General features: G+C 70.9%; 11 protein-coding genes. 1 reads left to right on the top strand and 10 read right to left on the bottom strand.

Annotation, left to right across the window (positions count from 1 at the left end; all coding sequences use genetic code 11):
* Window positions 1-7: 7 nt before the first annotated feature.
* The 9 genes from FNH13_RS17415 to FNH13_RS17455 all read right to left on the bottom strand — a co-directional run bounded on the left by FNH13_RS17415 (window position 8) and on the right by FNH13_RS17455 (window position 9,392).
* On the bottom strand, window positions 8-526 hold the full coding sequence (locus FNH13_RS17415; protein WP_165700165.1) for a DUF3180 family protein: 519 nt from the start codon (window positions 524-526) through the stop codon (window positions 8-10).
* On the bottom strand, window positions 519-1,412 hold the full coding sequence (gene folK / locus FNH13_RS17420) for a 2-amino-4-hydroxy-6-hydroxymethyldihydropteridine diphosphokinase (protein ID WP_143784607.1): 894 nt from the start codon (window positions 1,410-1,412) through the stop codon (window positions 519-521). Before folK ends, FNH13_RS17415 begins: the two co-directional genes overlap by 8 nt.
* On the bottom strand, window positions 1,405-2,283 hold the full coding sequence (folP, locus tag FNH13_RS17425; RefSeq protein ID WP_407669917.1) for a dihydropteroate synthase: 879 nt from the start codon (window positions 2,281-2,283) through the stop codon (window positions 1,405-1,407). The genes folK and folP overlap by 8 nt, the downstream gene beginning before the upstream one ends.
* Window positions 2,280-2,873 carry a GTP cyclohydrolase I FolE gene (folE, locus tag FNH13_RS17430; protein ID WP_143784608.1) on the bottom strand — a complete coding sequence of 198 codons (594 nt, stop codon included), beginning with the start codon at window positions 2,871-2,873 and terminating at the stop codon, window positions 2,280-2,282. The genes folP and folE overlap by 4 nt, the downstream gene beginning before the upstream one ends.
* The gene (gene ftsH / locus FNH13_RS17435; protein WP_228266473.1) at window positions 2,851-4,872 is read right to left on the bottom strand and encodes an ATP-dependent zinc metalloprotease FtsH; all 2,022 of its coding nucleotides are present in this window, start codon (window positions 4,870-4,872) and stop codon (window positions 2,851-2,853) included. The genes folE and ftsH overlap by 23 nt, the downstream gene beginning before the upstream one ends.
* Window positions 4,873-5,043: 171 nt before the next feature.
* Window positions 5,044-5,595 (bottom strand): hypoxanthine phosphoribosyltransferase, encoded by a 552-nt coding sequence (gene hpt, locus FNH13_RS17440; protein WP_143784609.1) that lies wholly within the window; start codon window positions 5,593-5,595, stop codon window positions 5,044-5,046.
* A 113-nt stretch (window positions 5,596-5,708) separates the two neighbouring features.
* On the bottom strand, window positions 5,709-6,707 hold the full coding sequence (gene tilS / locus FNH13_RS17445) for a tRNA lysidine(34) synthetase TilS (RefSeq protein WP_143784610.1): 999 nt from the start codon (window positions 6,705-6,707) through the stop codon (window positions 5,709-5,711).
* 7 nt (window positions 6,708-6,714) lie between these two features.
* On the bottom strand, window positions 6,715-7,854 hold the full coding sequence (locus FNH13_RS17450; protein WP_143784611.1) for a zinc-dependent metalloprotease: 1,140 nt from the start codon (window positions 7,852-7,854) through the stop codon (window positions 6,715-6,717).
* Between the two features lie 98 nt (window positions 7,855-7,952).
* Entirely contained in the window at window positions 7,953-9,392 is a 1,440-nt protein-coding gene (locus FNH13_RS17455) for a D-alanyl-D-alanine carboxypeptidase/D-alanyl-D-alanine-endopeptidase (protein WP_143784612.1), read from the bottom strand.
* A 98-nt stretch (window positions 9,393-9,490) separates the two neighbouring features.
* Here FNH13_RS17455 and FNH13_RS17460 point away from each other — a divergent pair, with 98 nt between their 5' ends.
* Window positions 9,491-10,018 carry an inorganic diphosphatase gene (locus FNH13_RS17460; protein ID WP_143784613.1) on the top strand — a complete coding sequence of 176 codons (528 nt, stop codon included), beginning with the start codon at window positions 9,491-9,493 and terminating at the stop codon, window positions 10,016-10,018.
* A 36-nt stretch (window positions 10,019-10,054) separates the two neighbouring features.
* On the opposite strand, the gene FNH13_RS17465 is transcribed toward FNH13_RS17460, so the two are convergent.
* Window positions 10,055-11,704 (bottom strand): C40 family peptidase, encoded by a 1,650-nt coding sequence (locus FNH13_RS17465; protein WP_143784614.1) that lies wholly within the window; start codon window positions 11,702-11,704, stop codon window positions 10,055-10,057.
* Window positions 11,705-11,879 lie beyond the last annotated feature (175 nt).

Consider the following 11,879-nt stretch of genomic DNA (forward strand, 5'->3'; position numbering starts at 1 on the left):
CGGCCCCTCAGATGTAGGAGACCCCGCGGGGCGGCTCGTCGTCCTCGTCATCGCTGTCACCCGGGGGCAGCCGACACCAGTGCTGGGCGACCAGGCCAGCCAGCCCCAGGACCACCGCGACGCCTGCGCAGACAGCAGCGCGCACGGCCTGATCCCGCACCGAGGACACGTCGGTGTTGGGCACCCGCAGCAGCACGATCGCGAGATACCACCCCACCAGCGCTCCCCCGCCCAGCGCCGCGGCCTGGGCGGCGACCAGCGTGCCTCGAGCACGCTGGGGCGAGACCCGCTGCGGAGCGCTGCCCCGTGAGCCCTGGCTGCGGAAGCGCGCATAGCGGCGCACCTGCCAGGCGCTGAACAGGACCAGCACGATGAGCAGGAGCAGCGGGGCGACAGCGATCCAAGGCACCTCCGGCACCCCGTTGCCCAGGGCCTGCCACCCTCGCAGCAGCAGCACACAGACCGCGGTCGAGGCGACCGCGACGAGGGCGACCGCCGACACCCGCACACCGGTGAGGTCATCCACGCGGCCGCACCCCCTGATCCGCCACGTCCGGGAGCAGGTCGGCCACCGGGGAGACGGCGTCACCGACGCGCAGCGCGGCGGAGGGGTCGACGCTGTGCCAGGGAGTGAGCACGAAGCCGCGCTGGTGGGCCCGCGGATGGGGAAGCAGGAGCTCAGGGTCGTCGCTGAGCACCTCTGAGGTCTCACCGGGCACCCCGACCTGGATCAGGTCGAGGTCCAGGGACCGGGCACCCCACCTGATCTCCCGGGTGCGCCCGAACTCGTGCTCGATGCCGTGCAGCGCGGCGAGCAGCCGCCAGGGTGCCAGTGAGGTGCGGGCCAGGGCCACCGCGTTGGTGTAGACCGGCTGCTCTGGGCCACCGACCGGGTCGGTCTCAAACAACGCGGAGAGCACCACGTCGCGCAGCCCGGGCAGCCCGCTCAACCGCTCGGCGGCACGGTTCAGGGTGTCCGCCGGGTCGTCGCCGAGGTTGGCGCCCAGCGCGATGACCACGGGCACGTCCCGCTCCCGGCGCACCTGCACGGTCACGTCGGTGAACGGGACCCCGACCGGTGCGTGCGGCTTGTGCAGGGTGACCTCGACGGCCTCGACCAGTGGACGGGTGAGGACCGCGTCCGCGATCTGCGCAGCGACGCCCTCGATGAGGTCCTGGCTCGGGCCCTGCAGGATCGTCACGACGTCCGCCGCGACCTCCGCATAGTTGACCGTGTGAGCCAGGTTGTCGCTCTCGCCTGCCCGGGACAGGTCCACTTCCAGGCACAGGTCGACGCCAAATTCCTGGCCGTCGGTCTTCTCACTGGCCAGGACCCCGTGATACCCGTATGCCGTGACACCGGTCAGGGTGATCCGGTCCGGGCTGCGCCTGGCTGAGTGGGTGTCAGTCATGGTCTGCCCCAGCTGCCCGCACGTGCTCCCAGACCGCCAGGGCGTCGCGGGTGCTGGGCACGTCGTGGACCCGCACTGCCCAGGCCCCCGCCTGCGCCGCCAGCAGGCTGGTCGCGGCTGTCGCGGCGTCCCGCTCGATGGGCGGGGACGGCTCGGCATCGGGACCGGCGGTCGGGTCGAGGCGGCCCAGGAAGCGCTTGCGAGAGGTGCCGACCAGCACCGGGTGGCCTAGCGCGACCACCTGACCGAGGCCGGCGAGTAGCTCCCAGTTGTGTCCGGCGTCCTTGCTGAATCCGAACCCGGGGTCCAGGATGATCGCCTCCGCGGCGACCCCCGCCTCGAGTAGTCCGGCGACCCGCTGCTCAAGCTCGGCGACCACCTCACCCAGGACATCGGCATACCGCGCCTCGAGGTCCATCTGCGCGGAGTGGGCACGCCAGTGCATGGCCACGAAAGGCACGCCTGCGGAGGCGACGAGCGGAGCCATCTGCGGGTCGGCCAGGCCACCGGAGACGTCATTGATCAGGCAGGCGCCGGCGTCGAGGGCCTCAGCGGCCACCCGGGCACGCATGGTGTCCACCGAGACCTTGGCGCCCTGGTCGGCGAGGGCACGAACGACCTCCAGAACCCGGTCGAGCTCCTCTCGCTCCGAGGGCCGAGCGGCTCCTGGTCGGGTGGACTCACCCCCGATGTCGAGCAGGTCAGCGCCCTGCTCGAGCAGCAGGGCACCGTGCTCGATGGCGGCCCGCGGCTCAAACCAGCGGCCCCCGTCGCTGAAGGAGTCGGGGGTCACGTTGACCACGCCCATGATCAGCGGCCGGCCGGGCGGGTGGCCGGGCGGACGCAGCGTCGCCAGCACCGTCGAGCTCACCGACCTCGGTCGGCGAGGATCAGACTCATCGCCTCAGCCCGGGTGGCCGGGTCTGTCAGCTGACCGCGGACGGCCGAGGTGATGGTCGTGGCGCCCGGCTTGCGGACCCCACGCATCGACATGCACAGGTGCTCGGCCTCGATGACCACGATCACGCCGCGGGGTTGCAGGTGCTCCTTGAGCGCCTCGGCGATCTGCGTGGTGAGTCGCTCCTGCACCTGGGGGCGCCGGGCAAAGACCTCCACCAGACGCGCGAGTTTGGACAGTCCGGTGACCCGTCCGTCCGCGCCGGGGATATAGCCGACGTGAGCCACCCCGTGGAAGGGCACGAGGTGGTGCTCGCAGGTGCTGTACATTGCGATGTCCTTGACCAGCACCATCTCGTCGTGCGCCACGTCGAAGGTCACGGACATCGCGGACTCGGGGTCCTGGTGCAGGCCAGCGAAGATCTCGGCGTAGGAGCGGGCCACTCGGGCCGGGGTGTCGCGCAGACCCTCACGATCGGGGTCCTCACCCACGGCGATCAGGATCTCCCGGACCGCAGCCTCGATCCGGCCGTGGTCCACCTCAGTACTCGCCACCGTCGACATATCCGCCGTCAGGGATCTCCACGACCGCGCTCGGCGGGTGCTCCCGCCCGTCGCCGTGCGGGTGGTGACCGTTGGCCAGCGCGCGCCGCTCGGCCTCGGTCATCACCGGACCGGAGGTGTGGACGCTGCGGTGATCACTGCTCAACCAGATCGGTCGCTCCGGGCGCTTGTGCACGTCAGCGAAGATCTCGGCGAGCGCGGGGGCGTTGAGCGTCTCCTTCTCGAGCAGCTCGAGCACCAGACGGTCCAGGATGTGCCGGTTGTCGTTCAGCGCGTGCCAGGCTTCGTCGTGGGCGGACTCGATGATGCGACGCACCTCCTGGTCGACGACGCCGGCCAGGTCCTCAGAGAAGTCGCGCCCGTGACCCATGTCGCGGCCCATGAAGACCTCACCGCTGCCCGCGCCGAGCTTGACCGCGCCGATGCGCTCGCTCATGCCGAACTCGGTGACCATCTTGCGGGCCAGGGCGGTGGCCTTCTCGATGTCGTTGGAGGCGCCGGTCGTCGGGTCATGGAAGACCATCTCCTCGGCGACGCGGCCGCCCAGGGCGTAGGCCAACTGGTCGAGCAGCTCGTTGCGCGTCGTGGAGTACCTGTCGTCCGTCGGCAGCACCATCGTGTAACCCAGTGCCCGTCCGCGCGGCAGGATCGTCACCTTGCTCACCGGGTCGGTGTTGCGCATCGCCGCGGCGACCAGCGCGTGCCCACCCTCGTGGTAGGCGGTGATCTTCTTTTCCTTCGCGCTCATCATGCGGGTCTTCTTCTGCGGCCCGGCCATGACACGGTCGATCGCCTCGTCGAGGTGGTGGTCCTCGATGACGGTCTCGTTGCGCCGGGCGGTCAGCAGCGCCGCCTCGTTGAGCACGTTGGCCAGGTCGGCACCGGAGAAGCCCGGGGTGCGACGCGCGACGGTCATCAGGTCCAGGTCAGCCCCCATCGGCTTGCCCTTGGAGTGCACCTGCAGGATGTGCAGACGGCCGAGCATGTCCGGTGCCTCGACGGCGATCTGCCGGTCAAAACGTCCGGGGCGCAGCAGCGCGGGGTCGAGGATGTCGGGCCGGTTGGTCGCCGCGATGAGGATGACGTTGGCGTGGCCGTCGAAGCCGTCCATCTCCACGAGCAGCTGGTTGAGCGTCTGCTCGCGCTCGTCGTGCCCGCCTCCCATGCCGGCGCCGCGGTGTCGGCCGACCGCGTCGATCTCGTCGACGAAGATGATGGCCGGGGCGTTTTCCTTGGCTTCCTTGAACAGGTCGCGCACGCGAGAGGCACCGACGCCGACGAACATTTCCACGAAGTCGGAGCCGGAGATCGTGTAGAACGGCACCCCGGCCTCACCGGCGACCGCCCGCGCGAGCAGGGTCTTGCCCGTGCCGGGCGGGCCATAGAGCAGGACGCCCTTGGGGATCTTGGCACCGACCTCGAGGAACTTGCGTGGCTCGGCCAGGAACTCCTTGATCTCGTGGAGCTCCTCCACCGCCTCGTCCGTGCCGGCGACATCGGCAAAGGTCACCTTGGGCATGTCCTTGGAGGCGAGCTTGGCCTTGGACTTGCCGAACTGCATGACCCCGCGTCCGCCACCCTGCATGCGGGTCATGAGGAACAGGAACAGACCCAGGATCAGCAGCAGCGGGATGACGGTCATCAGCAGCGAGGCAAGCCAGTTGGCCCGCGCCGGGTCGTCGGTGAAGGACTCGCTGGGCTGGTGCTCCTCGAACTCCTGGACCAACATGTCACCGCGGGAGGGGACATAGAAGGCCTGCACCCGGGTGGCGTCCTCCACCTCGTCGTTGCTGAAGGACTCCCCCTCCTTGAGCACCATGTCGACACGGTCCGGTGTCAGGGTGGCCTCGGCGACCTTGTCGCTGCGGATCAGCTCCAGTGCCTCGGAGGTGTCGATGCGCTCGTAGGGGCTGGGCATCATCAGGGTGTACCACAGGACGCCCAGACCGAGGATCATCAGGATCCACATCCAGGGGCCACGCGTGCGCTGTTTGGTCATTAACTGTCGAGGCGGTGGGCCCCGGTCCTCCTGCTCGGTTCACAACTGTGTCTGGTGCCGACAACGACCCAGATCATCCCAGTGTTCCAGACTAGACGGGACACGAGCACCGTCCTGCATCGAGCCATCCGCCAGGCACCCGCTCAGGGGTGGTGGCCTGTGCAGGAGTGATCAGGAGTAGACGTGGGGAGCCAGAGTGCCCACGACGCGCAGGTTGCGGTACTTCTCGGCGAAGTCCAGGCCGTAGCCGACGACGAAGGCGTTGGGGATGTCGAAGCCGACATAGCGCACGTCGATCTCCACCTTGGCAGCCTCCGGCTTGCGCAGCAGCGTGCAGATCTCGACCGACGCCGGGTGGCGGGAGTCAAGGTTGGAGCGGATCCAGCTCAACGTCAGCCCGGAGTCGATGATGTCCTCGACGATCAGGACGTGGCGACCGGTGATGTCGGTGTCCAGGTCCTTGAGGATCCGCACCACGCCGGAGGACTTTGTCCCCGAGCCGTAGGAGGAGACCGCCATCCAGTCCATCTCGGCGGTCCCGGGCAGGGCCCGCATCAGGTCGGCCATGACCACGACCGCACCCTTGAGCACACCGACCAACAACACATTCTTATCCTGGTAGTCGGCCCAGATATCGGCCGCCAGCTCCCCAAGTCGCGCTTGGATCTGCTCCTCGGAGAAGAGCACCTGCTCCAGGTCGGCACCCATGTCCTCGGCGTCCACGTCATCTCCTGTGCTCGGTCGGGGTGCTCTGGTTGAGCGTGCCCAGTCGGTCTGGCTGTCGGTCTGGCTGTCGGTCGTGACCCGTCGGTTGCGCTCGATCGGGCGTTCCCACCTTAGGGGGTCCGGTCCAGCAGCGACACCAGACCTGCGCGCCGGTGCACCCGCAGCCCGCCGGGCAGGTCGACCGGCCCCTGCCCCCGCCATCCGGTGACCAGGTCATCGACGGCGCGCAGGTGCTCGGCGCTCAACGCCCCGGAGGGGGAGCCGGCACCGAGCGCGAGCTCGCGCCAGACCCGGCGTCGCACCGCGACCGGCAGGTCCACCAGCCGGCTCACCGGCCAGGGAGGCTCGCCGAGCTGCTCGTATGCCGTGCGCGCCGCCGCGTCCAACGCATCGGCATCGTCGCGGAGCAGGTCGGCAGAGCGCGCCAGCGCTGCCGAGATGCCAGGACCGAGCGCACCCTCCAGCACCGGCAGCAGGGCGCGCGCTCGCACCCGCGCGAACCCCGGGTCGGTGTTGTGCGGGTCCGTCCAGGTGCTCAGTCCCAGCGCGCGACAGGCGCCCTCGGTCTGGGTGCGCGACACCGTCAGGAGGGGGCGGACGATCTGGATGACTGCCCCAGGTCCTGCAGGGCGCGCCACCGGCATACCGGCGAGCGAGCGCGCCCCGGATCCGCGCGCCAGGCCGAGGAGCACCTGCTCGGCCTGGTCGTCCCGGGTGTGACCGAGCAGGACGGCGGCGGCCCCGTGGGCCCTGGCTGCCTCCGTGAGCGCGGCGTATCGGGCGTCCCGGGCCGCCGACTCCGGGCCCTCCCCCGCGCGGGTGACCGTGACGGTCAGGACCTGCACCGGCGCCAGTCCCAGTTGCCGGCACTGCGCCGCGGCCTTCTCGGCCACCCGTGCCGACCCGGGCTGCAGCCCGTGGTCGACGACGACGGCTCCGACCGTGCCCCCCAGCCGGGGGACGACGAAGCCGGCGGCGGCGGCGAGCGCCAGGGAGTCTGCTCCCCCCGAGCAGCCCACCAGCAGGAACTGGCCCCCCAGGCCGAGGGACTGCACGGTCCGCCGGACCGCGACCCGGGCGGCGGCGACGTGCGGGTCGGGGCCGACCACTGCCGACTCAGCCGTGGACCCGAGCCACCCAGGCAGCAGGGTCGGCGATCTCCGCCGCCCGCGGCAGGGTCTCAGGTGACTCCCAGACGCGGTTGAACCCGTCACGGCCCACCTGGTCGGTGACGGTCCGGACAAAGACAGCGCCGTCGCGGTACTGCGCCATCTTGGCGTCCATGCCCAGCAGTCGGCGCAGGATCCGGTCGACCGAGCCGGAGCCCTTGCGCCGTTCCTGGAAGCGGGAGCGGATGGTGGCCACGCTGGGGATCACGGAGGGGCCGACGTCGTCCATGATCACGTCGGCGTGCCCCTCGAGCAGCGACATGATCGCCGTGACGGCGGCCAGCCGTTCGCGCTGTTCGGGGGTGGCCAGGACCTGGGTGATGTCAGTCTCGCCGCGGACCACGCCCGGCAGTGCCGAGACGATCTCCTGCACCCGTTGGCCGAGCTGGTCGGACTCGGGCACCAGCTGGGTGCCGAGCTCGCGCGCGGTGTCCAGGATGTGACCGCGCAGCCAGGGCACCGCGGTGAACTGCACCCGGTGGGTCTCCTCGTGCAGGCACACCCAGAGGCGGAAGTCGCTGGGATCCACGTCGAGGTCACGCTCGACGGTCAGGACATTGGGGGCGACCAGCAGGAGCCGGGGGGTGCTCTCGGGCGCGAGGTCGTACTGCCCCAGCACCTTGGTGCTCATCCAGGCCAGCATCCCGCCCACCTCGGCACCGGTGACCCGCCCACCGAGGCGTTGCGCCGTCGGCGAGGGGGCGCGTCCCTCCTTGGACCTGCTGGCGACGACGTGGTCGAGCACCGGGGCCAGCATCCCCTTCATCGAGACGGCGTTGGCCGCGATCCACCCTGCCCGGTCGACGACCAGCGGAGCGGGGGCACCCTCCGGCGCCCGCAGGCCACTGGTCTGCGCGACGGGCTCGACGGCCGCGGCAGCAGCACCACGCAGTTCGGCCACGAGCGTTGCGGCCTCCTGCCGGGAGACGCTGGGCCCGGCCGGAGCGAGCCGGCGCCCGGTGGACGCCGCGAAGTCCCAGTCGACATAGTCCGCACCCCGCGCGGACCTGCCCTCACCCCGGTCCCCGATCGGCCCGTCTGTCGTCGGGGAGTCGGGAGAGATCTGGTGATGGTTCGCGTCCGTCATACAGCCCAACCTAACTGCCGGTGACGACGGTGCCACCCTGCGGACGACGCCGTGCGGCAGCGGCTCACCGATGACGGTGCTCGGCGCCGGCCTGGGTCTCAGCAGCCGCAGGACGCAAGTTCGGCGACGACCGAGTCCAGGACCGAGCGTGCCTCCAGACCCGAGGTCCCGTCGCGCCCCACCCCGTCGGCGATGGCGGCGTAGGCGAGGAGTCGATCGTCCCGGGTGACGACCAGTCCCGCCAGGGAGGTGACCCCGGGCAGCGACCCGGTCTTGGCGCGAGCGACCCCGACGGCCGGCGCCTGGCTGTCCAGCGCGAAGCGGTCCCACAGAGTGCCGCTGTAGCCGGCGATGGGCAGGGCGCCCAGCACCTCCTGCAGTTCCGGATGGCTCCCGTCGGCGCCCAGGATGAGCAGGTCCGCGAGCACGCGCACGGGGATGCTCGACCCGTCGGACAGACCGGACACGTCGGCGAGTTTCACCCCGGTGGTGTCGATCCCGTAGTCGGCCACCTGCTGGAGCACCCAGTCCCGCACGGCCGCCGGGTCCGCCTGGGCGCCGTCGGCGATCGCGGCCTGCCGGGCCAACTGCTCCACCATCCCGTTGTCGCTGCTGGCCATCGCCTCGGCGAGCACGTCACGCGCCGGAGCCGACTCCACCTCCGCCAGCACCGTGGCGTCGGGGGGCGCGACCAGTCGCGGCACCTCCGTGGCGGGTCCGCCACCGACAACAACGCCACGGTCGGTCAGCTCGGCGCGGAAGCGTATCGCCGCCGCCTGGGCCGGGTCCCGCGGCGAGGGGTCGTAGGGAATCGCCCGGTGCTGCTGCATCCCGAGCATGGTGATGGGGCCGGCATACCCCTCGGAGAGCCAGAAGTCCGTCCACCCGGCCGGTGCGTTCGGCCCCTCGCCATAGGAGGTGTCCAGTCGCAGCCGGACGGGGTGGTCCGCGGTGCCCAGCCCCTCGGCGCCGAGCGAGGCGGCGGTCTGCTCGGCCAGATCGCCGAGTCCGGCATGCCCCTCCACGAGATCGGGGTCGCCGCGACCGCCGGCCAGCATCATGTCGCCACCTGCTGTGAGCACGATCTGATCTGGCTCGGGACCGGTGACCACCCGGGTCCGGAAGGGTTGGTCCATGGGCAGGGTCGAGACGATCGCGGCCGCCGCCAGCAGCTTTGTCGTCGAGGCAGGAGTGAGCGCGCTGTCGCTGTTGCGGTCGAGGACATGCTCCCCGGTGGCGACGTCCCGGATGGTGAGCCCGACACTGTCCCCCAGCCAGGCGTTGCTCAGTTCGCCCTCGATCTCCGTGGAGACCACTGCCGGATCGACGGTCAGACCCGCGCCGACCGAGCGCAGGACCGGCTCCGGGGAGGGGGCCACTGTCGGACGGACGGCAGCCTGCGCGGCCACGACGCTGCCCTCCTGCGTCGAACCCCCTGCCGCACCGTCGCCGGTGGAACCGGCATAGGCTGCAGCTGCAGAGGGCAGGACCAGGCTGACCGACAGCAGCGCGGCTGCGGCTCGGCGTGCGCGATCCATGGGTCCTGCTTTCCCGAAACGACGTTCGTGGGTGAAACTCTTTCCAGCAGAGTAAACGCCGAACCTTTGAACCGCCCCGACCAGGAAGGGTTGACCTCATGCATTTCGACGTGACCATCGAGATCCCACAGGGAAGCCGCAACAAGTACGAGGTGGACCACGCCACCGGTCGCATCCGGCTGGACCGGATGCTCTTCACTGCGACGCGGTACCCCGCCGACTACGGCTACATCGAGGACACGCTCGGCGAGGACAGCGACCCGCTGGACGCGCTCGTGCTGCTTGATGAGCCGACCTGGCCGGGATGCCTGGTCGCGGCGCGCCCCATCGGCATGTTCCACATGCGCGACGAGGCCGGTGGTGACGACAAGATCATCTGCGTGCCGGCCGATGACCCCCGCAAGTCCAACATCCGCGAGCTGGAGCACATCGGAGACCACACCCGCCTGGAGATCCAGCACTTCTTCGAGGTCTACAAGGACCTGGAGCCGGGCAAGTCCGTCGAGGGCGCGCACTGGGCCGGCCGGGCCGAGGCGGAGCAGACCTACCACGAGGCTGTCCAGCGCGCCAAGGACGCGGGGCTGAGCACTGCTCGTTGGGCAGGACCGGGCAACCAGGGTCACTGACCTCTCGTCCCTGACCTCGGCGCCACCAGCGCTAGGTCAGGGGCGCCCCGCGGAGGACATGAGGCCAGAGACGTAGTACATGCTGGTGATCTTCGTCCCGCTCCAGCCCGAGTCACGCAGGGAGTGGATCACCTGGCCGTCCCCGAGGTAGATCCCGACGTGATAGATGCCTGACTGGCTGCCGTTCGAGCTGTAGAAGAGCAGGTCGCCGCGTTGCGCCTGAGTCACCGGCACATGGGCCGTCTCCGCGTACTGGACCCGGCTGGAGTGCGTGAGGTTGACCCCCGCCTGCGCCCAGGACATCTTGGTGAGACCGGAGCAGTCATAGCCGGTCGGTCCCTCGCCACCCCAGATGTAGGGCTTGCCGATCTGCTGGTGGGCGTAGCTGATGGCCGTCTCGGCTCCTGGTGCCGGCGCCGGCGGAGCAGGCGGCGGCTCCGGGGCGGGAGGCGGCTCCGGGGCAGGTGGCGGAGTCGGCGTCGGGCTCGGCGTGGGGCTCGGCGTGGGAGTTGGCGCCGGGGGCTCCGGGGCGGGAGGCGGCTCCGGGGCAGGTGGCGGAGTCGGCGTCGGGGTCGGCGTGGGAGTGGGCGTTGGGGCCGGGGGCTCCGGGGCCGGAGGCGGCGTGGGAGTCGGGCTCGGCGTGGGAGTCGGGCTCGGCGTGGGAGTCGGCGGCGTGGGAGTCGGCGGCGTGGGAGTCGGGCTCGGCGTGGGAGTCGGCGGCGTCGGCCGTGAGCTCGGTCGCGGATCCTCAGGGGCCGGCCGCGGGGCCGGAGCAGCAGTGGGCGTCGGCGCGGCGGTGGGTGCCGGCGCCTGTGTCGCGCCGGGAGCCGGAGCCACGGGGGCTGGAGAGTCCGTCACCTGTGCATCCCGGGCGGCCTCCTCGGCTGCAGCCTGCGCCGCGAGCTCTTCCTCGACCCTGCGCTGCTCGGCCTCCGCTGCACGGCGGTCGGACTCGTCCTGCAGGTGCTGCTGGCGAGTGCGCTCGGTGTCCAGCGAGACCTGGCGTAGTCGGGACAGTTCCAGGATCGTGGCCTCTCGCTCGGCGGCAAGGCGCCGGCTCTGCTCCTCGGCCTCCTCAAGAGCCGCCTCGGCAGCGACCTGTGCGTCTTCGGCCCGGATCGCTGCGGCCTCGGCCTGCGCGGCGGCCAGGGCTGCCTCGCGCTCAAGCGCTTCTGCCGTGCCGGACGCGAGCGAGGCATCGCTGACGTCCCGCGCGCGGATCCGCCCCACGACCTCCAGGGAGCCCGCCCGGTCGAGCAGATCACCTGGCCCGGCCGACAGGAGCACCTCCAAGGTGGACAGCCCGCCGGACTTGTAGGCCTCCTTGGCGTGACGTCCCAGCACCGCAGTGGCCACCTCTGCCTCCGCGCTGGCGGCAGCCGAGAGCTCTGCAAGACGCTCGGCCTCCGCAGCGGCAGTCTCGGCCTCGTAGGCAGCCAGGGCCGAGTCCTCACCAGCAACCAGTGCCTGCTGCTCGGCCGCGCGCACCTGGGCGGTGTAACCCCGCATCAGGGCGTCGAGTTCACCGACCCGGCCCTCCGTGTCGACCACGACCTGCCGGGCCTGGGCCACCTCCTGCTCGCTGGGCACCTGGTCCTCTGCGCCGGCTGCCGGGACGGCCGGGAGGAGCAGGAGGCTGCTGGCAAGGAGCGCGCCATAGCGCGTACGGCGTCCGGGGCGGATCACAGCAACTCACTTCCGTGTGACAGGTGGCCGCCGAGGGCAAAAGGAGACGCGACCGCCCATGACGGTATGCCCAAATCACCCCACGCGAAACTCCAGCCACACGCATTTCTGCAGGTCACAACCGTCACAGCCGTCACACTGCACTCCGGCTGCCGATCTGTTCGAAATCACACTC

It is taken from the genome of Ornithinimicrobium ciconiae (assembly GCF_007197575.1).
Taxonomy (GTDB): domain Bacteria; phylum Actinomycetota; class Actinomycetes; order Actinomycetales; family Dermatophilaceae; genus Ornithinicoccus; species Ornithinicoccus ciconiae.

Bases quoted from the DNA above. Each gene is read 5' to 3' on its own strand.
- folK (WP_143784607.1), bottom strand. From the start codon at position 1,412: ATGACTGACACCCACTCAGCCAGGCGCAGCCCGGACCGGATCACCCTG.
- folE (WP_143784608.1), bottom strand. From the start codon at position 2,873: ATGTCGACGGTGGCGAGTACTGAGGTGGACCACGGCCGGATCGAGGCT.
- ftsH (WP_228266473.1), bottom strand. From the start codon at position 4,872: ATGACCAAACAGCGCACGCGTGGCCCCTGGATGTGGATCCTGATGATC.
- FNH13_RS17450 (WP_143784611.1), bottom strand. From the start codon at position 7,854: ATGACGGACGCGAACCATCACCAGATCTCTCCCGACTCCCCGACGACA.
- FNH13_RS17455 (WP_143784612.1), bottom strand. From the start codon at position 9,392: ATGGATCGCGCACGCCGAGCCGCAGCCGCGCTGCTGTCGGTCAGCCTG.
- FNH13_RS17460 (WP_143784613.1), top strand. From the start codon at position 9,491: ATGCATTTCGACGTGACCATCGAGATCCCACAGGGAAGCCGCAACAAG.